The organism is Pseudomonas sp. NPDC089547, from assembly GCF_050280665.1.
Taxonomy (GTDB): domain Bacteria; phylum Pseudomonadota; class Gammaproteobacteria; order Pseudomonadales; family Pseudomonadaceae; genus Aquipseudomonas.
In genome coordinates this window covers 146589-169859 of the sequence record NZ_JBNNVS010000002.1, presented here as the reverse complement: position 1 = coordinate 169859, position 23271 = coordinate 146589, and the positions used below count along the sequence as shown (strand labels likewise).

Genomic DNA, 23271 nt, shown 5'->3' with positions numbered 1-23271 from the left:
CGGTGGCGTTACATAAGCCGTTTTCAAGACTTGATGTTTGATGGAAGGCACTTGCCACGCTCACATAGATGAGGTCTGAAATGGTTTTCGAACCCAGAAGCAGTCGTTCCTTACTCCAGAGAAGAAGCAGCGTAAGTAACGCCATCCAGGCCGGGCTTGATGGTATTGCGGTCACAGGTATTGCCTGGTACCTCATCTATGATCAGTTTGGTTACATAACCTCCGATTATGTAATCATGCTGCTGTTGCTGATTGGTGCATTGGCCGTGATTTACGACCATTATGCTATCTACCGCACGAACGTGGGCCTTTCGATCAAGGCCTTCCGCCTGTTCAAAGCGTGGTCTGCAACGTTCTGCTTCCTCGTGGTCATGGCGTTTTTGACCAAACAGAGCGAAACCTATTCACGGCTACTGGTCGTGCAGCTGTTCATCATTGGTTACATTGCCCAGTTGTTCCTGCACTTTGCTGTTCGTGAATTGCAAAAGCGCTTTACCGCCCATGCGCGCCTGGACAATGCGCTGATTATCGGCGACGGCGACCTGGCCAATTTCCTTTATCAGAAAATCAGCAACAACCCCTGGTTTGGCGAGCGGGTTCTGGGGTGCGTGCTGCTTGACCAGGGCGCAGGGCAGGGGCGTGACAATGCTGAAGGCAAGCAGCGTCTACCCGTGCTGGGGCACATTGCGGACCTGGATGCAATCGTTGCCCAGCATGGCATACGCACCGTCTACCTGGTTACGCCGCTCGGGGGCTCCGAGGTCATCAACGATGTGTATTTCAAGCTGCTCGACAAGTGCATTGCGGTGAACTGGGTGCCGGATATCTTCTCGTTGCGCCTGATCAACCATAGCGTCAGGGAAATTGCCGGTATCCCTGTACTTACTTTGTCCGAAACACCGCTGACGGGCATGAGCCTGTTCCTGAAAAACCTCGAAGACAGGGTGTTGGCGGCGCTCATTCTACTGTGCGCGTCGCCCGTATTACTGGGTGTTGCCCTGGCCATCAAGTTTACCAGCCCCGGGCCGGTGTTCTTCCGCCAGGAGCGCACGGGCTGGACCGGCGAATCGTTCCGTATCTGGAAGTTCAGAAGCATGCATGTTCACCAGCCGGATAATGGGGTGGTGAAACAGGCGCAGAAGAATGACCCGCGGCTGACCCGGATTGGCGCGTTTATCCGCCGCACCAGCCTGGATGAGCTGCCACAGTTGTTCAACGTGCTGACCGGGGAAATGTCGCTGGTCGGGCCGCGCCCGCATGCGCTGCAGCACGACACCTTGTATTCGCAGGATATCGTTGACTACTTTGCCCGCCACAACATCAAGCCGGGCATGACCGGCCTGGCGCAGGTGCGTGGCTTCAGGGGCGAGACCAAGGATATCGAGCAGATGATCCAGCGGGTGGACTCGGACATCGAGTACATCAACAACTGGTCGCTATGGCTGGACTTTGTGATCCTGGTGCGCACCCTGAATGCCTTTACCGGCAAGCAGGCGTATTAACAGTTCGAAAGCGCGCCACGGACCCTGTGGGAGCGGGCGCGCCCGCGAAACAAGCAACGCGGTGGATGGCACCGGCTAAGCCGGTGTTCGCGGGCTCGCCCGCTCCCACAGGACCGCGATCAGCAGTAGGAGATTGGTCATTCCTTGTTTAGCGGATGCAACTCCCTGAACCCGCGCGCTTCCTCCACCAGCCAGTCATGTACCGCCCGTGCCCCCGGCTGGTTCAACCCGCCCGGCGGGTAATGCACCATGTAGCGTTTGTGGTTGGCAATCGGCACGCCGAACGGCACGATCAGTGCGCCGCGTTCCAGTTCGTCATTCAGCAGCGTGCGCCGGGCAATCGCTACACCGATACCGGCAATGGCCGCCTCGATCGTCAGGTGGTTACGGTTGAAGGTGTGCCCACGTCGCACATCCAGGCCGGCGGCGCCAATGCCCTCCAGGTAGAACTCCCATTCGGCATATTCCGAGCTGCCACGCCAGGCGGTGATGTCATGCAGCAGCGGGTAATGGGCAAGGTCTGCCGGCCCATGCAGCGGCGGGCGCCCGCGCAGCAGGGAGGGTGAACACACCGGGAAGATCTGCTCGTCCAGCAGCGGTGTCGAGAGCATGCCGGGGTAGCTGCCATCGTTCAGGTCGATCGCCAGGTCGAAGTCGCCCAAGGTCAATGCCTGGGCGCTGTCCTCGGCCACCAGGCGCAATTCGATGTCGGGGTAGCGCTGCTGAAAACGCGGCAGGCGGGGTGTAAGCCATTTAGCCAGGAATGACGGGATCGAACGCACCCGCAACGTACCGCGGATTTCACCGGCGTCCAGGCGCAGCAGTTCGGCCTCGATGCTGCCGTAGGCGTCGGTCACCGTCTGGGCCAGGCGCTGCCCTTCGGCGCTCAGCTCCACACCGCGCGCCCGGCGCAGGAAAAGCCGGTAACCCAGGCGTTCTTCCAGCTGACGCATTTGCTGGCTGACCGCACCCGGGGTGATGTGCAGCTCTTCGGCGCATCGGGTGAAGGACAGGTGTCGGGCAGCGCAGGCGAATACATGTAGCCACACGAACAGCTGGCCATTGAGTTGTCGTCGCATCGTTTAGTACCACTAAAGCCTTGCTTAGAAAGTTTCGTTGGTCATCCGTGAGCCATGGCGTCAGTATCGCGCAATATCGCAGTACCACTCAATTTCTTCAGATAACCGTGCTCTGGGTTCACCTCAGGGGACGGTCAGGCATTAGTATGGCTATCAGTGTTTTCGACCTTTTCAAAATCGGCATCGGGCCGTCCAGCTCCCACACTGTTGGCCCGATGCGGGCCGCAGCGACTTTTGCCCAGGCCTTGCGTGAGCAGGGGCTGCTGGCGCGGGTGATGCGTGTCGAAGTGCGCTTGTATGGCTCACTGTCGGCCACCGGGGTTGGCCATGCCACCGACCGCGCCTGCCTGCTCGGCCTGATGGGCCAATGGCCGGACAGAATCGACCCGGCCACCATCGAGTCGCGTATCGGTCAGGTGTTGCAAGAGCATTGCCTGATGCTGGATGGCAGCCACCCGCTGGCATTCGACTATGGCCGTGACATGCTGTTGCTCGACGAAAACCTGCCGTACCACCCCAATGCCATGAGCCTGGAAGCCATGGACGGGCAGGGCAGCCTGCTGTGTCAGACCTACTATTCGGTGGGTGGCGGCTTCATCGTCGAGCAGGCCGAAATCGATGCTCCGGCCACTGAAGGCGGCGCAGTGGTGCTGCCTTATGAGTTCGACAGTGGTGCCCAGTTGCTGGCCTTGTGCAAAACCCACGGTTTGAGCGTGGCGCAACTGATGATGGCCAACGAGTGTGCATGGCGCCCGGAAGCCGAGGTGCGGGAAGGGCTGCTGCGTATCTGGGCGGCCATGCGTGAGTGCGTTGATAACGGGCTGCGCAACGAAGGCATCTTGCCTGGCGGGCTGCACGTCAAGCGCCGTGCGGCGCGCCTGCACCGCAGCCTGCAGGAACTGGGCAAGCCTAACGTGATCGGCTCGACCCTCAGCGCCATGGAGTGGGTCAACCTGTTCGCCCTGGCGGTCAATGAAGAAAACGCCGCCGGCGGGCGCATGGTTACCGCGCCTACCAATGGTGCGGCCGGTATCATCCCGGCGGTGTTGCACTACTACATGAAGTTCAACCCTGCCGCCAGCGACGCCGATGTCGTGGACTTTCTGCTGGCCGCAGCAGCGGTGGGTATCCTGTGCAAGAAGAACGCGTCGATTTCCGGTGCTGAAGTGGGCTGCCAGGGAGAAGTGGGTTCTGCCTGTTCGATGGCCGCAGCCGGCCTTGCACAGGTGCTGAGCGCTACGCCGCCGCAACTGGAAAACGCAGCCGAAATTGCCTTGGAGCACAACCTGGGGCTGACCTGCGACCCGGTTGGCGGCCTGGTTCAGGTGCCGTGCATCGAGCGCAATGCAATTGCGGCAGTGAAGGCGATCAACGCTGTGCAAATGGCGTTGCGCGGGGATGGTGAGCACTTCATCTCGCTCGACCGGGTGATCCGCACCATGCGTGATACCGGGGCGGACATGCATGCCAACTACAAGGAAACCTCGCGTGGCGGCCTGGCCGTAGCTTTTGTCGAGTGCTAAGTCCTGACGCGGTCAACTGTAGGAGCGGCCTTGTGTCGCGATGGGCCGCGCAGCGGCCCCGGCAATGTATGCGGCGAAGCTGAAAATCTGGGGCCGCTGCGCGACCCATCGCGACACAAGGCCGCTCCTACAACAGATTGCGTTAACCAATTGAGTCAGGGTGGAATCAGCGGGCTTTCTGCTTCGCCTCCAGGAAGCTTGCTCGCATGTCCTTGGCCCAGCCATCCAGCACCGGCTTGACGTCATTCAGGGTCAGCTTCTGGGTATCGTTCTCCAACTCCTGGCCCGCACCTTTGCGTACCACCTGGGCGAGTACCTTCTGGCTGCCCCCATCAAGGAACGCCGCTTCCACCCCCACATCCACATCCTGGTCACGGCCACCCGTGGCGGTGTTCACACCAGCTGCGATCAGCGCGATGGGGATGACCTCGTAGGGCTTTAGGCCCTCGTTGCTGGTAGACACTGCAGTAATTGCCGGGCGTACCACGATCACACCCGGGCCCGGACCTTGGGCCAGCGGCATCACACTGCCGATTTCACGGCGCAGGGCCTCATTGAAGTAGCGGGTGATTTCCCCCAGCGTCTGTTGCGTAATAACCGCTGTAGGCTGTGGCTTGGGGTAGAACTGGCTGGGCTCGATGAACACCTGGCTGTACTGGTTGATATTGACCTTGGGGTCGATCCAGCGCATCACCGGGTCGCCAGACGGGCTCTTGGCTTCTTGCAGGCGGCTGTAATCCTTGAGGAAACCGGAGTAGTCCTTGGGGTCCACGCGATTGCTGGAGCAGGCGGTCACGGCAAGCAATGCGGCGCACAACAGGGTAATGCGAGGCAGTGATTTCATGATGAAGGCGCATCCATGAGAGGTCGGCCAGAACAACGCTAGCAGGTGCATGACAGTTGGCCAGTGGGCGGGTTCAACTCGGGCTGCTGATTCGAGAGTAGCGAGCGTTGCATGGTTGAAAAATCCTACAGACGCCTGGGATCTCACTGGCTTTTCATCTGTAGCCACTCTTGGAAAAATATGCCCGTTACGGGTATGTTTGGGATGTGGTTATGGAGATCTTCAAGCGCAAGGATTTATCACCGATAGCGCTCCGTCGAGCGTTGCAAGCAGGTGTGTTGATGGAGGTAGATTGTGAGCAGCAAACTGGTTGAATCGTTACGTGACGACCTTGTCACCCTTCACGAGGCCGGCGCGATCGGCAAGGTCACGCTTCGTGATTACGAAGCGTTGTGCCCGGCGCCGGTCCGAGATTTCAGTGCTCTGGACATACGCCTTTTGCGTGAGACACTCAACTTCAGTCAGCCGGTATTCGCGATGCACCTCCATACCACCGCTTCGACAGTACGTAAATGGGAACAGGGCGAAACAAGCCCTTCAGGACCGGCCTTGAAACTATTGAATGTTATTAAAAACAAGGGATTGCAGGTTCTTCTTTAAAGTAATTTCAATTTTAAGCAGCTTCATCAGAATAATGGGTTAGGTGCTTTTGTTCAGGTATCTTGCGCATCGCGGGCTTGCCCCCCTCTGCAGGCAGCGTGCACGCCCGCACGCTATCAACCGAGCGCTTCGCGCAATCGATACCACAGCATCCCCAAGGCCAGCAGCGGCGAGCGCAGCGCCTTGCCGCCTGGGAAGGTAAGGTGCGGCACGGCGCTGAACACATCCAGGCCATGGCTATGGCCGAGGGCGATGCTTTCGGCCAGCAGTTTCGCCGTCCAGTGCGTCACGTTCAGCCCATGCCCTGAATAGCCCTGGGCGTAATACACGTTCGGGTGCTGGCTCAGGCGCCCGACTTGAGGGAAGCGGTTGGCGGTGATGCCGATCATGCCGCCCCACTGGTAATCGATACGCACATTGGCCAGTTGCGGGAACACCTTCAGCACTTTGGGCCGCATGTAGGCAGCGATGTCCTTGGGGTCACGACCGGAATAGTGGCAGGCGCCACCAAACAGCAGGCGGCGGTCGGCGGTAAGGCGGTAGTAGTCCAGGCCGACCTTCTGGTCGCACAGCGCCATGTTCTGCGGGATCAAGCTTCGGGCTAGCGCTTCGGGCAAGGGTTCTGTGGCTACCACGTAACTGCCGGCCGGCAGCACCTTGCCGCTCAAGCGGGGCTCCAGCTCGTCAAGGTGGGCGTTGCAGCCCAGTACCAGGTTGCTTGCCCTTACTTTGCCGCGAGCCGTGTGCAGGGTCACGCTGGGGCCGTGGTCGATGCGCAGCACCGGGCTTTGCTCGAAAATGCGCACGCCCAGGCCGTATGCCGCGCGGGCTTCGCCCTGGACCAGATCGAGCGGGTGAAGGTGACCCGAACCCATGTCGACCAGGCCACCGGCGTACTGGTTGCTGGCGACAATCTCGTTCAGCTGCCCGGCACCGACCAGGCGTGTTTCATGGCGATAGCCCAGTGCCAAAAGCTCGTCCTGTTCATCCTTGAAGGCGGCGAACTGGGCTGCTGTGTTGGCCAGTTCACAAAAGCCCCAGCGCAGGTCGCAGGCAATGCCATAGCGGGCAATGCGGTTGGCCACCAGCTCCACCGAATCGATGCCGGCCTGCTTCAGGTATTGCACACCCTCCTGGCCGACGTGCCGGGCGAAGCCGCTGACGTCATGGCCGATACCGCGAATCAGCTGGCCGCCATTGCGCCCGCTGGCGCCCCAGCCGATGCACCGGCCTTCCAGCAGCACCACCGAAAGGCCGCGCTCGGCGAGCTCCAGGGCAGTATTTACGCCGGTCAGGCCACCGCCGACCACGCACACGTCTGCCGTAACTTCGCCATCCAGGCTGGGGTAGGGTGCCGCATCGCGTGCCGTGGCGGCATAGTACGAGGCGGCGTGTTGAGTATTGAAAGGCATGGGCGTTCTCGACTCAGCGGTTGGACTTGATCTTGCTCCAGGAACGGGTCATGACGCGCATGGTCTTGGGGCTGGGGGTGCTGGAGATGTACAGCTTGTCCAGCACATCCTGGGGTGGGTAGATCTCGGGGTTGTTCACCAGTGATGCATCCATGTAGGCCTTGGCATCCGGGTTGGCGTTGGCATAGCCCACCGTCGCGCTGACTTTGGCGATCACCTTGGGGTCGAGCAGGTAGTTGATGAACGCCAGGGCCTGTTCGGGGTTGCTGGCATCCTTGGGAATGGCCAGCAGGTCGAACCACAGGTTGCTGCCTTCCTTGGGAATGCTGTAGGCCACTTTCACGCCGTTCTTGGCTTCTACTGCACGGTTGGCGGCCTGGAACACGTCGCCGGAGTAGCCGAAGGCCACGCAGACATCGCCATTGGCCAGGTCGGAAACGTATTTGGAGGAATGGAAGTATGTGATGTAAGGGCGCAACTCGAGCAGGCGGGCTTCGGCCTTGGCGTAGTCGGCCGGTTTTTCGCTGCGCGGGTCCATGCCCAGGTAGTTGAGCATGGCCGGGAACAGCTCATCGGGCGAGTCCATGAATGCCACGCCGCATTGCTTGAGCTTTTTCAGGTTCTCAGGCTCGAACAGCACCGCCCACGAATCGATATGGTCGACGCCTAGCGCTGCCTTGACCTTTTCCACGTTGTAGCCGATGCCATTGGTACCCCACAGGTACGGCACGGCGTACTGGTTACCGGGGTCGTTCTGTTCAAGTTGCTTCAGCAGCTTGGGGTCCAGGTGCTGCCAGTTCGGCAGTTTGCTGCGGTCCAGTGGCAGAAAGGCGCCAGCCTGGGCCTGGCGGGCAAGGAAGTGGTTGGAGGGTACCACCACGTCATAGCCAGTGCGCCCGGCCAACAGCTTGCCTTCCAGGGTTTCGTTGGAGTCGAACACGTCATAGACCACCTTGATGCCGCTGCTGGCCTGGAAGTCGGCCAGTGTGGTGTCACCGATGTAGTCGGTCCAGTTGTACACGCTCACCGAAGGGGTGGCGTGGGTATTGGTGGCGAACAGCAGGGTGAATGCAGCGGGGATCAGGGCTTGCAGATGACGCATGGGTACACCTCGTTGGTCTTGTTCTTGGCGTTCGGTATAAAGAGGGCTGCGAAGCAGCCCTGTGCGGTTCAGACGCTCAGCATCAGGAACTCGCGCTCCCACGAGCTGATCACGCGCTTGTAGTTCTCGTGCTCGGCACGTTTGACGGCCACATAGCCCTGAACGAACTGCTTGCCCAGGTACTGCTGCACGGTTTCGCAGTCTTCCATGTGCTGCAGCGCGTCTTCGATGGTGATCGGCAGGCGCAGGTTGCGCCGCTCGTAGGCCCGGCCCTGTACCGGCGCGCTGGGGTCAATCTGCTCGACCATGCCCAGGTAGCCGCACAGCAGGCTGGCGGCAATCGCCAGGTACGGGTTGGCATCGGCACCCGGCAGGCGGTTTTCCACGCGCATCGCCTCGGGGCTTGAGGTAGGCACGCGCAGGCCGGCGGTGCGGTTTTCTTCACCCCACTCGACGTTTACCGGTGCCGAGGTGTCCGGCAGGAAGCGGCGGAACGAGTTGACGTTGGGCGCGAACATCGGCAACAGCTTGGGGATGTACTTCTGCAAGCCGCCAATGTGGTGCAGGAACAGCGGGCTCATGCTGCCGTCTTCGTTGGCGAAAATCGGCTTGCCGGTGGCGATGTCGACCACGCTCTGGTGCAGGTGCATGGCACTGCCCGGCTCGTCGGTGATCGGCTTGGCCATGAAGGTAGCGGCCACATTGTGCTTGAGCGCCGCTTCACGCATGGTGCGCTTGAACACGGTGATCTGGTCGGCCAGGTCCAGCGCATCGCCGTGGCGGAAGTTGATCTCCATTTGCGCCGGGCCGTCTTCGTGAATCAGCGTATCCAGGTCCAGGCCCTGGATCTCGCACCAGTCATAGACGTCTTCGAACAGCGGATCAAATTCGTTGGCGGCGTCAATCGAGAACGACTGGCGGCCACTTTCGGCACGGCCAGAGCGCCCCAACGGTACTTGCAGCGGCAAATCCGGGTCTTCACAGCGCTTGGTCAGGTAAAACTCCATCTCTGGCGCGACGATGGGCTGCCAGCCTTTGTCGGCGTACAGCTTGAGCACTTTCTTCAGCACGTTGCGCGGCGACAGCTCGATGGGGTTGCCTTGCTTGTCGAAGGTGTCATGAATCACGATCGCAGTCGGCTCGATCGCCCACGGGATCTGGTACACAGCGCTTGGGTCGGGGCGGCATACCATGTCGATGTCGGCGGCATCGAGGAGGTTGTAGTAGATGTCATCATCGACGTAGTCACCGGTGACCGTCTGCAGCAGCACGCTTTCTGGCAGGCGCATGCCTCGCTCATGCAGGAACTTGGCAGTGGGTGCGATCTTGCCGCGGGCGATGCCGGTCAGGTCGCTGATCACGCATTCGACTTCGGTGATGCGGTGTTCTTTCAGCCAGGTGTACAGCTGATCGAAGGGGGCGTTCATACAGACCTCTTGGTTGGGTTTTTGTGTGGGAGCGGGCAGCTGTTACAGGGCTTGTCAGGTGAACCGCTTCCCAGGTGACGCGCTGGAGACTATCTTGGTCTCAGCCCCCGGGGCCGATCTATCCATTTTCTTCGGCAAGCAATGCACCAAAAGAGTGCAACTAGGAACTCGCGTGACAACGCCCAATGCGCTGCAAGTCCAGGCCTTTCATACCACCGATGTCTCTGAGCAGGTGCGCGCTACCCCTGGCTGGCAGCAGCACTACCGGCAGATGTCGCCTGGGCATTTCAGCGGTGAACTTCGCTGGCTGGGGATGGATGGCGTGGAGGTGTATGAGGAGCGGCTCAATACACGGGTGGAGCAGTTTTTTCGAGCCCCGAGTGGCTCACTGGCGTTCTGTTTCGACCGCAGTGAAAACAGCCTGTATTTGCTGAACGAGCAAAGCCGCAATATCTGGATCACCCCAGAGAACTATCAGGAAGTGGCGGTGGTATTCGACCAGGCGTTCCTGGCCCGCCATGGCCTGGACCCACAACGCCTGGAAGGGTTGTTCATGGTGCCGCTGGGCAGTGGCCAGAACGCACTGTTCGGCAGTTGGCTCAGCGCCACGCTGACGCGCCTTGGCGGGGCGGATTGCCCGCTGCAAGGGCAGGCCCTGGCGGAGCAACTGCTGGAGGATTGCCTGTTCATCCTTGATAACGCCAGCCAGCGCCTGGAGGGCGTGGCTCTGGGAAGGCGTGACGAAGAACGGGCGATCATGCGCCGGGTGAGCGAGTGGGCGGCAGATTGCCCCGAGGAGACCTTGAACCTGCTGGAGCTGGCAGAGGTTGCAGGGGTTTCACTGCGGCAGTTGCAGCAGGCGTTCAAGGCATTCACCGGAATGCCACCGGCGCAGTGGTTGCGCCTACGCCGGTTGAACGGTGCGCGTCGTGATCTGTTACGCGATGGCAAGGGGACTGTGGCCGAAGTAGCGATGCGTTGGTCGTTTTGGCATTTGGGAAGGTTTTCAGAGAGTTATCGACAGTTGTTCAAGGAGTTTCCCAGCGAGACATTGAGGCGCAACCGGTGCGCAATGCCCATTTCGAAGGTAAACCTGTTCTCGAAAAGCAACCGCTAAATCATTGATATAGCAGGGACCTGTGGGAGCGGGCGTGCCCGCGAACACCGGCAAGGCCGGTGCCATACACCGAGTGGCCTGCTTCGCGGGCATGCCCGCTCCCACAGGTATTCCACAATCAGCGCCGAAAGTTGCTATCGTGCCGGCCTGATTCCAACCGAGGTCACGATGTTCTACCTGCCTTTGCCCAGCGACCAGGCCGACCGCCTCGCCGGTGAGCCCAATAGCGCCTTCTTCACCACCGCCAGCGTGCTCGACGCTGCCGCCGTGCTGTTCGTGCAAAACCTGCCACGCCAGCCCGCCACCGCTTCGGCCGACGCGCAAGAGCGGCGGTTCGCCGAAATCGTGCGCATCGCCAACGAAGTCGAGAGCGCCGCCCCCGGGCGCTTCCAGGGCCAGGTGGCCCAGCACTTCGATCGTGAGGCCTTTGCCATGGGCCTGGGCATGTTGGGCGAAAACGGCATTGCGCTTTTGTCGGAAGAAGTCGAGTACCAGGCAAACGAGTTGCTGGATGCTGAAGGCCAGTGGAATTTCCAGTTCGCCGACACCTACCGCCAGCGGGCCACGCCGCTGCACCCGGTATACCTGCCATCGCTGGCTAGCGACCTGATGCTTAGCGACCAGCAGAACCGCCTGTTGCGTGAATTCCTAAGTGGCATCGACGAGTCGGTGGCAGTGCAAGGCTTCGCCGGTACTGGCAAGACCTTCCTGATTCATCAGTTCGCCCGTCTGCTGGAGCCACAGCGTACGCTGCTGTTGGCGCTGACCGAAGGCCAGTTGCGTGCACTGCAGGCGCGGGTGAAGGACGCTGCGGCCTACACCGCACTGACGTTTGGCCAACTGGCCGACGAATTGCTGAACCGCGACCTTACCGCCAACGGCTGGCGACTGCGCGACCCCTCTCGCACCAAGCTGTCGTGGCGCCCGCAGGACGCGCAAGTGGTGCGCTGGTTGGCCATCCCCGACATCGGCACGCTTGCCGCGCGTGATGTGGTTGCCTTGTGCGTCCGCGCCGTGCGCACGTTTTGCCACAGCGCCGACACCCAACTGCAATTGCACCATCTGCCTTGGGCCGGGCCTGGTACCTCACCACTGGACCAGGAAGTGCTGTTGGAAAAAGCGCGGCTGTACTGGCAAGAGCTGATTCGCCCGTCTGCACGGGAAATCCAGTTGCCGGTGCGTGACTACCATCGGGTCAAACTGCTGTCGTTGACGGGCTATGTGATCGACAGCCGCTATACCCACGTGATCGTCGACGAGGCCCACGAGCTGTCGGCCCCCATGCTAGCCGTCCTGGACCGCAGCCCGCAGTCTATCATTGCGTTGGGTGACGAGCTGCAGAACCTCAATGGCCTCAGCCCACACCATGGCAGCTTCATCCGCCAACGCTTTATCGATCATTCCCTGCGTGCGGGGCCCACCATGGACAATGTGCTCAACCCACTGATCCAGGCGCACCCGGCGGCGATCCAGGCGGCCTTCAGTGGCAGTGCCGAGCACTACACCCGGGTCAGTTTTTTTGATGCCGTGACAGTGCCTGAGCAACCCACGGCGCTGATTGTCGATGACGAATGGGGCTTGTTCGGCTGGTTCCAGCGCTTGACCCACCAAGGCGTGCCGTTCGTTTTGCTGAAAAGCGCACGCAAGGACTTCGAGCTGTTTGTCGAGGACTGCATCGAGCTCTATCGCTACGGCACCCGGCCGCGTCACCCGATGCTGTTCCGATATGCCAGTTGGCAGGCGCTGGAGCAGGACAAGGGGGATGACAAGGCCTTCCTTGCTGTGGCCAACATGCTGCGCAAAGGCTATACACCGGAGCATTTTGCCAAAGCCAAGAGTCGCTACCGTTGGGACAAGGCGCCCAAGCTGTTTCTCGGCCGGGTGCGCGATGTAAAGAACATGGAATTCGCCCGGGTGATGGTGTCACCGGAGCTGATGGTGGCGCCGCAGGTGGCGGGTAACCGCAATGAACGGGCGCGGATGCTGGCGGGGTTGTATACCGCGTGTTCGCGGGCCCGGCATGAGCTGATCGTGCCGGGGGGGATGCTGGACTGGGTCAAGGACCAGGTCCGGGATTGATAGTTTTGGGGCCGCTCTGCGGCCCTTCGCGACACAAGGCCGCTCCTACAGGGAATCGCATATTCCTGTAGGAGCGGCCTTGTGTCGCGATGGGCTGCAAAGCAGCCCCAAAGGTTTTGAATCAGTTACGGTCCAGCCAGACAGTCTGGGCGTTGGTGAACTCGCGCACCCCAAAGTGCGACAACTCACGCCCGAAACCGCTCTTCTTCACGCCACCGAACGCCACGCGGGGGTCGGACGCGCAGTAGCCGTTGATGAACACGCCACCGGTATCCAGTGCTTCGGTCATGCGCTCGGCCAGCGCATAGTCGGCGGTGTAGATGGTCGAGGCCAGGCCGAACTCGCTGTCGTTGGCCAGATCCACCGCATGGTCGGCGTCACGGGCAGTGATGATCGCCGCTACCGGGCCGAACAGCTCCTGCTTGAACGCGGTCATGTCCGGGGTCACATTGGCGAACACGGTCGGCGCGTAGAAGTTGGCTACGCCCTCGACCTTGTTGCCGCCCAGCAGCAGGGTGGCGCCCTCGGCGAGGGTTGCCTGCACCTGGCCATCCAGCTCGTCGCGCAGATCGTAGCGGGCCATTGGGCCAATGTAGGTTGCGTCGTCCAGCGGGTTGCCGATTTTCAGCTCGCGAGTGGCTTCAACAAACTTGCGTGTGAATTCCTCGACAACGCTTTCTTCCACGATCAGGCGCTTGGCTGCAGCACAAACCTGGCCGGTGTTCTGGTAGCGGCCGATGACCGCAGCCTTGACGGCGGCATCCAGGTCGGCGTCGGCCAGCACGATGAACGGGTCGGAACCGCCAAGCTCCAGCACGCACTTTTTCAGCGCAGCACCGGCCTGGGCACCAATTGCCATGCCTGCACGCACGCTACCGGTGAGGGTAACGGCGGCGATGCGAGGGTCGTTGATGGCGCGGGTGACGCCGTCCGGCGTCACGTTCAGTACTTCGAATACGCCTTCCGGCAGGCCGGCATCCTTGAACAGTTCGCCCAGCAGGTAGGCGCTGCCCATCACGTTCGGCGCATGCTTGAGCACATAGGTGTTACCCGCCAGGATTGCCGGAACGGCGCCACGCAACACTTGCCAGACCGGGAAGTTCCACGGCATCACGGCCAGGATCGGGCCAAGCGGGCGGTATTCGATACGCGCTTTTTCAACCTGGGTCGCTTCCGGTGCCAGCATGGCCGGGCCGTGCTCGGCATACCAGCGGCACAGGCCGACGCACTTGCTGACCTCACCACGGGCCTGGGCGATCGGCTTGCCGATTTCGCGGCTGATCATCTGGGCAAAGGCTTCGGCCTTGTTTTCGAGGGTGCTGGCCAGGGCGAGCAGGTACTCGCTGCGCTGACCCAGCGACACCTGGCGCCACTGGCGGTAGCCAACCTTGGCACGTTGCAGCGCCGCTTCCAGTGCGGCGTCGGTATCGAACGGGTAGGCGCCGATCTGCTCGCCGCTGTACGGGTCGAGGGAGATGGCGTGGGTCAGGCTGCTGATCGCGCTCATGGCGGACACTCTCGTTGTTGTTAATCAGTGACGCCAGACTAGTGGGCTATGGCTTTAATGAAAACTGAATAATAATGAGCGAAACATTCACGTTTGGAGAAAGGCTGTGGACCTGGTGCAACTGGAGATCTTCAAGGCCGTGGCAGAGCAGGGCAGCATCAGCGCCGCCGCGCAGCACATTCATCGGGTGCCGTCGAACCTGACCACGCGCATCAAGCAGTTGGAAGAAGACTTGGGCGTCGAACTGTTCATTCGTGAAAAAAGCCGCCTGCGCCTGTCACCTGCCGGCTGGAATTTCCTTGAATACACCCGGCGCATCCTTGATCTGGTGCAGGAGGCGCGCCTGGCCGTGGCCGGTGAAGACCCGCAGGGCACCTTCGCCCTTGGTTCGCTGGAGAGCACGGCAGCCGTACGCATCCCGGCCTTGCTGGCGGCGTATAACCAGCGCTACCCGAAAGTTGACCTGGACCTGTCTACCGGGCCCTCGGGGACGATGCTTGAAGGTGTGTTGTCGGGTCGCCTGGTGGCGGCGTTTGTCGATGGGCCGGTGCTGCACCCGACATTGGAGGGCATGCCAGTGTTCGAGGAAGAGATGATGGTGATCGCGCCACTCAACCACGCGCCAGTCACCCGCGCCCAGGATGTGAACGGTGAGAGCATCTACGCCTTCCGCGCCAACTGCTCCTATCGCCACCACTTCGAAAACTGGTTCGTGAAAGACCAGGCGGTGCCGGGCAAGATTCACGAGATGGAGTCGTACCACGGCATGTTGGCCTGCGTCAGCGCTGGCGCCGGCCTGGCCATGATGCCGCGCAGCATGCTCGACAACATGCCCGGGTGTAGCACCGTCAGTGCCTGGCCCATGTCGGAGGATTTCCGCTACCTGAAAACCTGGCTGGTGTGGCGTCGGGGCACGGTATCGCGCAGCTTGAGCATGTTCGTGAAACTGCTTGAGGAAACCAGTGCAACCTAATGATTCATATTTAAATTAACGTTAGCTTGATCAGTTAGTGCCGAATATCACGACCCTGACCACGTCCTCGCCAGAACACCGTTACGCCTGAAGGATCAGATACAAGGTAAGCCATCCTCGAAAGGAGGGTCGTACCATGCGTAACCATCACTATGCCCTCGGCGCTGCATTGCTGATCACCTTGGCGCTGCCATGGACCCTGGCTGCCGCCGCCGATCTCAATGCCCCCATCGACATGCAGGCCGTTCAGCTGCAACCCCAGGAACAGAACGGCGTGCGTTATCTTCAGGGAGGCATTGGCCAGGATGAGGCCAATGCCCTGCGCAAAACCCCAGGCTACGACTTGCATATAGAGCTTTCTACCGGGCCGGAAGGTAAGTTCGAGAGCGGTGCCAATGTCGACATCCAGAGCGCCCAAGGCCACTCCGTACTCAGTGTCACGGATGCCGGGCCACTGCTGTATGTGCAGTTGCCTCCTGGCAAATACAAAGTGACTGGCAACGCCCAAGGGCAGACGGTGCAGCAAATGGTGACCGTTAACGGCAAATCGCCTGCAACGGTGAGCCTGAACTGGCGTTAACGCAAAACAGGCAGGAGTACGCATGTACTCTTGCCTGGGCGGAGTACTTCATCCAGGCCATGCAGACTGCACCTGAGGAAGCTAATTAGCCAATAGTGGTAATTCACTTTCAACTTTCTGATTATCTGGACAATAATCAAAAAACTATTACTTCGTGTGACCGGGTTGGATGCGCCGGTCACCCAATAAAATCGAGGGGCCAAAGCCCCCGCTTGCCGTGTAGACCATCAGGAGAGTCGTTGATGAAAACCCGTCTAGCAGCATCGCTGGCCGCTGCAGTGCTGGCCTTTGCAGGGGCCAACCTGGCCCAGGCCGCGCAGGTGTCCGGTGCGGTTGGCGCCACTGGCCAGGGCGACATGACTTACCGTATTGGCGTGGCGTTCGACTGGGACAAGAAGTGGCTGGAGAGCAGCACCGGTTACCTGACCGGCTATTGGGATGCGGCCTACACCTACTGGGAGGGCGGTGACGCCAGTGGTGCACATTCGTTGTCGTTCAGCCCGGTATTTACCTACGAGTTCAGTGGTTTCACCTATACCCCGTACATCGAGGCGGGTATTGGCCTGGCGGCGTTTTCCAAGACCGATGTGGGCGACCAGCGCATGGGCTCGGCAGTGAACTTCGAAGACCGCATCGGCTTTGGCCTGAAGTTGCCGGGTGAGCAGAAGGTGGGGATCCGTGCAATGCATTATTCCAATGCGGGGATCAAGCAGCCCAACGACGGGATCGAGTCGTACTCGCTGTTCTACAGCAAAGGTTTCTAAAGGAGGGGGCCGCACAGCGGCCCCAGCCATTCAGAATGTATACGAAACCCCAGCCTGCACTGTCCGAGGTGCCCCAGGGTAGGCGTAAAGGTTGAACGCCCCCTCGTCGTACTCTTTGTTGAACACGTTCTTCACGTCCAGGTTCAGGCGCACGTGCTCGTTGACCTTGTAGAAAGCCAGCAGGTCAACCACGGTGTACTGGTCCATGTTGTAGGTGACCGCCTCGGTCTGGCCATTGCGGTCATCCACATATTTCACCCCAACCCCCAGGCCTAGGCCTTTCGCAAAACCGTCCTGGAACTCGTAGGTATTGAGCAGGCTGAACGTGTTGCGCGGGATGTTCGCCAGGCGTGTGCCGGTGGGTAGGCGGTTGTCCTTGGTCACTTCAGCGTCGACATAGGCGTAGCCGCCGATCACACGCCACTCCGGCGTGATGTTGCCAGCAATGTTGATATCCAGGCCACGGCTGCGCACCTCGCCAGCGGCCAGGCTGTAGTTGGTGTTTGCCGGATCCAGGGTGAGCACGTTTTCCTTGACGATGTGGTACACCGCTGCATCCACACTAAGCTGGCGATCCAGCGGCTCCCACTTCACGCCCAGTTCGTAGGACTTGCCTTTTTCCGGATCAAAGCCACCTCCCGCAAAGGGCGTGCCGCTGTTGGGCTTGAACGAGCGTGCGGTGTTGGCATAAACCGCAACCGTATCGGTCAGGTCGTAGAGCAGGCCGAAGCGCGGCGTGACCCCGTTTTCGCCCTTGCTGAAATCGCCGGCATCGGTCAGCTTGTTGTCGTAGTCATGCTCGAAGCGCTCGAAGCGCACCCCTGCCAGCGCCTTCAGGCGCTCGGTCAGGGCCACCTGATCCTGGATGAAGAAGGCCCAGGTCTGCAGGTTTTCCTTGTCCCAGGTGGTGGTGCGGGTAAGCGCTGGCCGAGTCTGGCCCAGGACCGGGTTGTAGATGTCGATAGGGTAGGTGCCATTAGCCGCAGAGGAACGCTGAATGATCGAGTTGTAGTCGTAGTTCTCGTATTCCACCCCGGTCAGCAAAGTATGGCTGAAGCCGCCGGTATCGAAATGCCCGGTCAGGTTCAGCTGCCAATCACGATCGGTCCACTCGAGCTTGCGGTAGTTGAAGTTGCGCTGCAGCGTGCGACCATCTGCCGGTGCGCCATTGGCTTCAACAGCGTTCCCCTTGAGCGAGCCATCGAGGAACTGGAAACCTCCGGCCAGTGTCCAGTTGTCGTTGAGCAGGTGCTCGAAACGTACCTGGGCCATGTTGTTGTCATTGTGCAGCAGGTTGTCGCTGCCTTTTTCCCAGATGTACGTGTCGCGCGAGGCACTCCCTGTCTGGGTGGCGTAACGGGTCAGGCCGCGGTCCAACGGGTGGTTGTTACGCATGAAGTCGCCCTCGAAGATGATCTTCGTGGCGTCATTGACCTGCCAGCTGATGACTGGCGCCACATCGTAGCGCTCGCTTTCGACGTCGTCACGGAAGCTTTCACCGCCTTCACCCAGCACATTCAGGCGATAGGCCAGCGAGCCGTCGCTGTTGAGTGGGCCAGTGGCGTCCAGCGTGGCGCGGTGCATGCCCTGGTCATCGAACTGGCTGCCCAGGGTGACCTTGGACTCTGGCAGGGGCTGCTTGCTGACCACGTTGAACGTACCACCGGGGTCGCCACGGCCGTACAGGCTGGTAGCCGGGCCACGGATCACTTCCAGGCGCTCGACGGTATTGGCATCCGGGGCGTTGGGGTAGCCGCGGTTGATCGGGAACCCGTTGCGGTAGAACTCGCCGGTAGTGAAACCACGCACGGTAAAGGTGGTCAGGCCCTGGCCGCCGAAGTTGTTGGCGCGGCCCACACCGCCGGCGTAGTCCAGGCCGTCCTGCAGGCGCGTGGCACCGGTGTCTTCCAGCACATCCTTGGGCACCACGCTGACCGATTGCGGCGTTTCGTGCAGCGCCGTGTCGGTGCGGGTAGCACTGGCCGAGCGGGTGGCCTTGTAGCCCTGGACCGGGCCATCGGCGCGCTCACTGTCGGCGCTGCCGGTGATGCTGAGGGCCTGGAGTTCGATCTGCGCGGGTTCGCTGAGCGGTTCAGGCTCGGCAAAGGCCAGCGGGGAGACAGCATGAAGCACACAAAGCGAAACGAACGTGCGACGCATCGACGGTACGATCCTGGAGTAGGGCGCTGAAGAAAGGGTGGGCAAGCGCCGCGAAACTACTACGAATCATTATCAAATGCATTCTTTTTAAGTGGCACTGGTGTACCAGATACCAAGCAGACCGATCGGTGCTGGATTCTTCGCGGGTGAACCCGCTCCCACAGTTACTCCACATGTCCTGAGCCTGTGATGTACCTGTGGGAGCGGGCATGCCCGCGAAGAGGCCAGACAAGATTACTAGCCCTCAGCGCACCGCCTTGATCGCCAGCACATTGCACAGCGGATGCTCCAGCACATGCGCCGTCGTTCCGCCAAGGTATGTCTGCATGGCGTCATGCCGGTGGCTGCCCATCACGATTACATCCGCGCGGCTGTGGCCGACAAACTGGGCAATTGCCCTGATCGCGGCGCCTTCCAGAAAGTGCCGGCGCTCCAGCGGGATCTGGTGGTGGTCACCCAGGCGGTTGAATGCCGCCCGCTGCGCGGTTCGCACGTTGCCATCGAAACCCGGCATGGTCACCGTACCGGCGCCGAAATCGGCGATGTGGGTCTTGGCTGCATCGCACACATGCAGCAAGTGCAGTTCGGCGTCGCATTGCAGGGCCAGCGCATGCGCTGCCTGTATGACCTGCTCATCCAGGTGCTCGCCAGCTCCGTGGCTGTTCAGGTCCACCGCCGCGGCAATCTGCCGGGGCAGGGGCAGGCGGATGTCGCTGACCAGATGCACGGCAACCGGGCTGTCCTTGAGCAACTGCCAGTCCAGTGGCGTGACCAGCAGGCGTTTGAGCACCGGTTCATGCTGCACGTCCTTGACCAGCAGGTCGCAGCCTTGCCGTTCGACCCGCTCCAGCACACTGGCCAGCGGGTCGCGGGTCAACAACAGTTCGGTGGACACATCCAGGCCCGCATTGCCCAGTTGTTCGGCCTCATCCGCCAGCCACTGGCGGTTGTCACTGAGCAGCCGCTCACGCTCGCGGCCATCGCTCATCAAGCCAAAGGTGTCGACATCGTCGACGAACACATTGATATCCAGCAGTGCACCGCTGGATTCCGCCAGCGCCGCCGCGCGTTGCAGCGCTGGCGTATGGCGCATCTGCGGGCCGAGCATGACAAACAAGCGCTTGAACTGGCTCATCTCACACCTCCACGTGTGGCAGCCCCCCGGGTAGCTGGTTCTGTTCAGTCTAGACCCGTGTACACCCGATAAAACCGTTCACGCTTTTTTCACCTGGCGCTGGTATCATCGCCCCACTCTTTGGGGAGTAGCCTGCCTTCGCGCCCCTGCGAAGGCGCACCGGTCAACATATTTGGCAACCTGCCATGGCCTGTGCATCCAGCCGGATTGGCGAGACCAACGACCTTTCTGTGGCCAAGCCGGGCCTGCGGATAGCTGTCGTTGACTCGTAGCCCGGCGGAGCCTGATCGTTGAATCCCATTTCCCTCGTTTTCCTTGCCTTCGCCATGTCCACGGATGCCTTTGCGGCCGCCATCGGCAAAGGTTCCAGTCTGCACAAACCTCGCCTGGCCGAAGCCCTGCGCACCGGGCTGATATTTGGTGTGATCGAAGCCATAACCCCGGTCATCGGCTGGCTGCTGGGCCAGGCAGCCAGCCAGTATGTCGAACAGTGGGACCACTGGATTGCCTTCTTCCTGCTGCTGTTGCTGGGGGCGCACATGGTGCATGCCGGGCTCAAGCCGGATGAAGAGGAGGAGGAGAAGCAAAGCCAGCACTCGTTCTGGTTACTGGCGGTAACGGCAGTGGCCACCAGCATCGATGCCCTGGCGGTGGGCATCGGCCTGGCATTTGTCGATGTGAACATCTGGGTGGCGGCAGCGGCGATCGGCCTGGCGACCATGACGATGGTCACCATCGGCACCATGCTGGGCCGGGCATTGGGCTCGGTGGTAGGCAAGCGTGCCGAGATCATTGGCGGCATCGTGCTGATGCTGGTCGGTGCGACCATCCTGTATGAGCACCTGACAGCGGTTTAAGCATTTTTGCAGGAGCAATTGTCTTGTTTAAAACTTGACAATCCCGCGCATCTCCCTGTGGGAGCGGCTTTAGCCGCGAACACCGGCAAAGCCGGTGCCATCCACCGCGTTGGATTCTTCGCGGGTGAACCCGCTCCCACACCTGCGAGAGCGCCCGCATCGCATTCAGTCACTCTCGTTCCACCCCCCACCCAACGCGGCATACAGCCTCACCTCTGCCACCAACTGCGCCAGACGGTCGTTGATCAGCCCCTGCTGGGCGCTGAACAACGAGCGCTGCGCATCGAGAAAGACAAGGCTGCTGTCCACGCCGATCCGGTAACGGTGCTCGGCCAGGTCGTAGTAACGCTGGCTGGACGCCACCAGGTCGCGCTGCGCCTGCAACTGGCGCTGATAGGTTGCCCGCGCAGCCAACCCGTCGGCTACCTCCTGGAAAGCACCCTGGATGGCTTTCTGGTACTGCGCCACCTGTATGTCCTTTTGCAGGCGCGCGTAGTCCAGGCTTGCCCGCAAGCTGCCGGCGGTAAAGATCGGCAGGCTGATCTGCGGCTGGAACAGCCAGGTGCCAGAACCGCCATCGAACAGGCCGTTGAGCTCGGGGCTGGTGCTTCCGGCATTGGCGGTCAGGCTGATGCTGGGGAAGAACGCTGCCCGCGCTGCGCCGATATTGGCATTGGCCGTGCGCAGTTGGTATTCGGCCTGGAGTATGTCGGGCCGGCGTTGCAGCAAGTCCGATGGCAACCCGGCTGGCAGCCCGGCAATCTGCTCGGTTGCCAGGGGCAGGGCGGCCAGGTCGGCGGCCACCGGGGCGCCCACCAACAGCGTCAGCTGGTTGAGGTCTTGCGCCACCAGGCGCTTGTAACGGGCCACTGCCGCCCGGGTACTGTCGACACTGGTACGCGCCTGGATCTGGTCCAGAGCCGATACCGTGCCGGCACGGCGCTGGTTGCTGGTCAGGCGCAGGCTGCGCTCGTCGGCCACCAGGGTTTCGTTGGCCAGGGTCAGCAGTTCCTGGTCGGCGCGCCAGGTCAGGTACACGCTGGCGACACTCGCCACCAGGCTCAGACGGGTACTGCGCCGTGCCTGGTCACTGGCCAGGTAGGTCAGCAGCGCCTGGTCGCTGAGGCTGCGCACCCGCCCGAACAGGTCCAGCTCGTAGGCACTCACCCCCAGGGTCGCGGCATAGCTGGAACTGATCACGCCCTGGCCGGTGCCGGTCATGCCCCTTGGCAAGTACTGGCGCTGGCCCTGGCCATTGGCCGTTACCTTGGGCAGCAGGTCGGCCCGCTGGATCCGGTACTGCGCCTGATAGGCCGCGACGTTGAGCGCGGCCGTGCGCAAGTCGCGGTTGTTGGCCAGGGCATTGTCGATCAACTGGCGCAGTACCGGGTCGCGGAATACCTGCTGCCAGTCCTCGCCCGCCTGGGTGGGTGACAGGTTGCCGGCGTAGGCTGCCCCCTGCGGGAAGTGTGCCGCCACGGAAGGCCCAGGTCGCTGATAATCAGGGGCAAGCGTACAGCCGCACAAAAGTACGGCGCACAAGGTCAATACATGTCGGGGCATCGCAGGGTCTCGCAGTCAGGCACCGGCCATCCATTTCGCCAGGCCATGGCGGCCACTGACCCCCAATTTGGCAGTGGCACGCTTGAGGTAGGTTTCCACCGAGCTGTTCTTCACATTCAGCCGCTGGGCCATCTCTGGCACCGTACCGCCGGTCAGCAGGCCCAGGCACACCTCCTGTTCGCGGGTCGACAGGCGTACCGCTTCCTGCACCAGCCGCTCACCAAACGAATGGCGCAGCGAGCCTGCTTCAAGGTCGGCCAGGGGCGACCCGGCGCGACGCATGGCGCCTTGATCAAGCAGTTGGCCGTGGTGTTCCACCAGCGGCAGCAGCGTGTCGGACAAGCTCTTGAGCTGCGACAGTTCACTCAGGGAGAACGTGCGCTGGCTTGGCAAACGATGAAAACTGATCACCCAGCGTTTGCTGCCACTGCACGACACCAGGTGGCACTGGTGGGCATTCTGGCGCGGATGAAGGGCGCCCTGTGGCGCCTTGAACTCGATCAGCAGCGGGTCTTTCATCTGCATGATGCGTTGCAGCAACGGTTGGCGCAGGTTGTCGATGGCAGCGTGGGCGGGTTGCAGGCCGGCACTGCCCAGTACTTCGATATGGCTGACATTGGCCCGCTGCAGATCGAGGGTCCATTCGCTGAGTTCGAGCCGTTGGACAGGCACTTGTGCTTCGACCAGGCGTAACATCTGGTCGGCAAAGCCTGCAGCGCCGGTGCTGGCGATCAGTTCCCCCAATTGCAGGTACAGCTGTGGGTCGGGGCGGTATTCGCGGCTGTCGGTCTGCATCATTTCCTTGTCTTCCTCGGTTCAGGGTATTGCGGCGGGTGGTCTCGCTGTCGAGTGCTCCGTGTGGGTTGGCATTGCGGGAGGGTGGGCGTATTCAAGCCCGCTACCGGGCGGGCGTCTGTAATGGAAAACCGGGACAGAAAATGCCACCGATCTGCCGCAGCGGGTGGCTGCCGGGCAGGGTAGTTTTTGCGCAGATTCGCGCCAGGCCGGCTATTTGACGCCAGAAGCACGGCGAATCTCGCCTGATCG

Annotated in this window: 19 protein-coding genes; 9 read left to right on the top strand and 10 right to left on the bottom strand. The window is 61.3% G+C overall.

Going from position 1 to position 23271, the window contains the following annotated elements; all coding sequences use genetic code 11:
- Nucleotides 1-80 precede the first annotated feature (80 nt).
- The gene (locus ACQKPZ_RS02335) at nt 81-1502 is read left to right on the top strand and encodes an undecaprenyl-phosphate glucose phosphotransferase (protein WP_427535315.1); all 1422 of its coding nucleotides are present in this window, start codon (nt 81-83) and stop codon (nt 1500-1502) included.
- Nucleotides 1503-1639: 137 nt separating this feature from the next.
- On the opposite strand, the gene ACQKPZ_RS02330 is transcribed toward ACQKPZ_RS02335, so the two are convergent.
- On the bottom strand, nt 1640-2581 hold the full coding sequence (locus tag ACQKPZ_RS02330) for a LysR substrate-binding domain-containing protein (protein WP_427535313.1): 942 nt from the start codon (nt 2579-2581) through the stop codon (nt 1640-1642).
- A 146-nt stretch (nt 2582-2727) separates the two neighbouring features.
- Here ACQKPZ_RS02330 and ACQKPZ_RS02325 point away from each other — a divergent pair, with 146 nt between their 5' ends.
- A complete protein-coding gene (locus ACQKPZ_RS02325) occupies nt 2728-4104 on the top strand; it encodes an L-serine ammonia-lyase (RefSeq protein WP_391125811.1) in 1377 nt (458 codons plus the stop codon).
- A 166-nt stretch (nt 4105-4270) separates the two neighbouring features.
- On the opposite strand, the gene ACQKPZ_RS02320 is transcribed toward ACQKPZ_RS02325, so the two are convergent.
- Nucleotides 4271-4948 carry a DUF3313 domain-containing protein gene (locus ACQKPZ_RS02320; RefSeq protein ID WP_427535311.1) on the bottom strand — a complete coding sequence of 226 codons (678 nt, stop codon included), beginning with the start codon at nt 4946-4948 and terminating at the stop codon, nt 4271-4273.
- Between the two features lie 294 nt (nt 4949-5242).
- On the opposite strand from ACQKPZ_RS02320, the gene ACQKPZ_RS02315 reads away from it, so the two are divergent.
- Nucleotides 5243-5548 (top strand): helix-turn-helix domain-containing protein, encoded by a 306-nt coding sequence (locus tag ACQKPZ_RS02315; protein WP_427535309.1) that lies wholly within the window; start codon nt 5243-5245, stop codon nt 5546-5548.
- Nucleotides 5549-5664: 116 nt separating this feature from the next.
- On the opposite strand, the gene ACQKPZ_RS02310 is transcribed toward ACQKPZ_RS02315, so the two are convergent.
- The 3 genes from ACQKPZ_RS02310 to ACQKPZ_RS02300 form a co-directional block, all read right to left on the bottom strand.
- Nucleotides 5665-6960: an NAD(P)/FAD-dependent oxidoreductase gene (locus tag ACQKPZ_RS02310; protein ID WP_427535307.1), complete on the bottom strand. Its 1296-nt coding sequence runs from the start codon at nt 6958-6960 to the stop codon at nt 5665-5667.
- A 13-nt stretch (nt 6961-6973) separates the two neighbouring features.
- Nucleotides 6974-8062 (bottom strand): polyamine ABC transporter substrate-binding protein, encoded by a 1089-nt coding sequence (locus ACQKPZ_RS02305; protein WP_427535305.1) that lies wholly within the window; start codon nt 8060-8062, stop codon nt 6974-6976.
- A 68-nt stretch (nt 8063-8130) separates the two neighbouring features.
- A complete protein-coding gene (locus ACQKPZ_RS02300; RefSeq protein WP_016715275.1) occupies nt 8131-9489 on the bottom strand; it encodes a glutamine synthetase family protein in 1359 nt (452 codons plus the stop codon).
- Nucleotides 9490-9661: 172 nt separating this feature from the next.
- Here ACQKPZ_RS02300 and ACQKPZ_RS02295 point away from each other — a divergent pair, with 172 nt between their 5' ends.
- Both ACQKPZ_RS02295 and ACQKPZ_RS02290 read left to right on the top strand, forming a co-directional pair.
- On the top strand, nt 9662-10606 hold the full coding sequence (locus tag ACQKPZ_RS02295; protein WP_427535303.1) for a helix-turn-helix domain-containing protein: 945 nt from the start codon (nt 9662-9664) through the stop codon (nt 10604-10606).
- A 168-nt stretch (nt 10607-10774) separates the two neighbouring features.
- Nucleotides 10775-12685, top strand: a complete 1911-nt coding sequence (locus tag ACQKPZ_RS02290) for an AAA family ATPase (RefSeq protein WP_427535301.1) — start codon at nt 10775-10777, stop codon at nt 12683-12685.
- 121 nt (nt 12686-12806) lie between these two features.
- Here ACQKPZ_RS02290 and ACQKPZ_RS02285 read toward each other — a convergent pair whose 3' ends face one another.
- Nucleotides 12807-14192 (bottom strand): aldehyde dehydrogenase family protein, encoded by a 1386-nt coding sequence (locus tag ACQKPZ_RS02285; protein ID WP_427535299.1) that lies wholly within the window; start codon nt 14190-14192, stop codon nt 12807-12809.
- Nucleotides 14193-14298: 106 nt separating this feature from the next.
- Here ACQKPZ_RS02285 and ptrR point away from each other — a divergent pair, with 106 nt between their 5' ends.
- From ptrR to ACQKPZ_RS02270, 3 genes are all read left to right on the top strand, one after another.
- Nucleotides 14299-15165, top strand: a complete 867-nt coding sequence (ptrR, locus tag ACQKPZ_RS02280; protein WP_427535297.1) for a putrescine utilization regulator PtrR — start codon at nt 14299-14301, stop codon at nt 15163-15165.
- Nucleotides 15166-15301: 136 nt separating this feature from the next.
- On the top strand, nt 15302-15745 hold the full coding sequence (locus ACQKPZ_RS02275) for a carboxypeptidase regulatory-like domain-containing protein (protein ID WP_427535296.1): 444 nt from the start codon (nt 15302-15304) through the stop codon (nt 15743-15745).
- A gap of 242 nt (nt 15746-15987) precedes the next feature.
- Entirely contained in the window at nt 15988-16509 is a 522-nt protein-coding gene (locus ACQKPZ_RS02270) for an acyloxyacyl hydrolase (RefSeq protein ID WP_427535295.1), read from the top strand.
- A gap of 30 nt (nt 16510-16539) precedes the next feature.
- On the opposite strand, the gene ACQKPZ_RS02265 is transcribed toward ACQKPZ_RS02270, so the two are convergent.
- Both ACQKPZ_RS02265 and ACQKPZ_RS02260 read right to left on the bottom strand, forming a co-directional pair.
- Nucleotides 16540-18669: a TonB-dependent siderophore receptor gene (locus ACQKPZ_RS02265; RefSeq protein ID WP_427535294.1), complete on the bottom strand. Its 2130-nt coding sequence runs from the start codon at nt 18667-18669 to the stop codon at nt 16540-16542.
- A gap of 244 nt (nt 18670-18913) precedes the next feature.
- The gene (locus tag ACQKPZ_RS02260) at nt 18914-19804 is read right to left on the bottom strand and encodes a universal stress protein (protein WP_427535293.1); all 891 of its coding nucleotides are present in this window, start codon (nt 19802-19804) and stop codon (nt 18914-18916) included.
- 290 nt (nt 19805-20094) lie between these two features.
- Between ACQKPZ_RS02260 and mntP the strand changes: the two genes are divergently transcribed.
- Complete coding sequence (mntP, locus tag ACQKPZ_RS02255; protein ID WP_427535291.1) at nt 20095-20661, top strand: manganese efflux pump MntP; 567 nt, start codon at nt 20095-20097, stop codon at nt 20659-20661.
- A 165-nt stretch (nt 20662-20826) separates the two neighbouring features.
- Here the strand turns inward: mntP and ACQKPZ_RS02250 are convergent, their stop codons facing one another.
- Entirely contained in the window at nt 20827-22224 is a 1398-nt protein-coding gene (locus tag ACQKPZ_RS02250; RefSeq protein WP_427535290.1) for an efflux transporter outer membrane subunit, read from the bottom strand.
- A 15-nt stretch (nt 22225-22239) separates the two neighbouring features.
- A complete protein-coding gene (locus ACQKPZ_RS02245; RefSeq protein WP_427535288.1) occupies nt 22240-23022 on the bottom strand; it encodes a helix-turn-helix transcriptional regulator in 783 nt (260 codons plus the stop codon).
- Nucleotides 23023-23271: the final 249 nt, after the last annotated feature.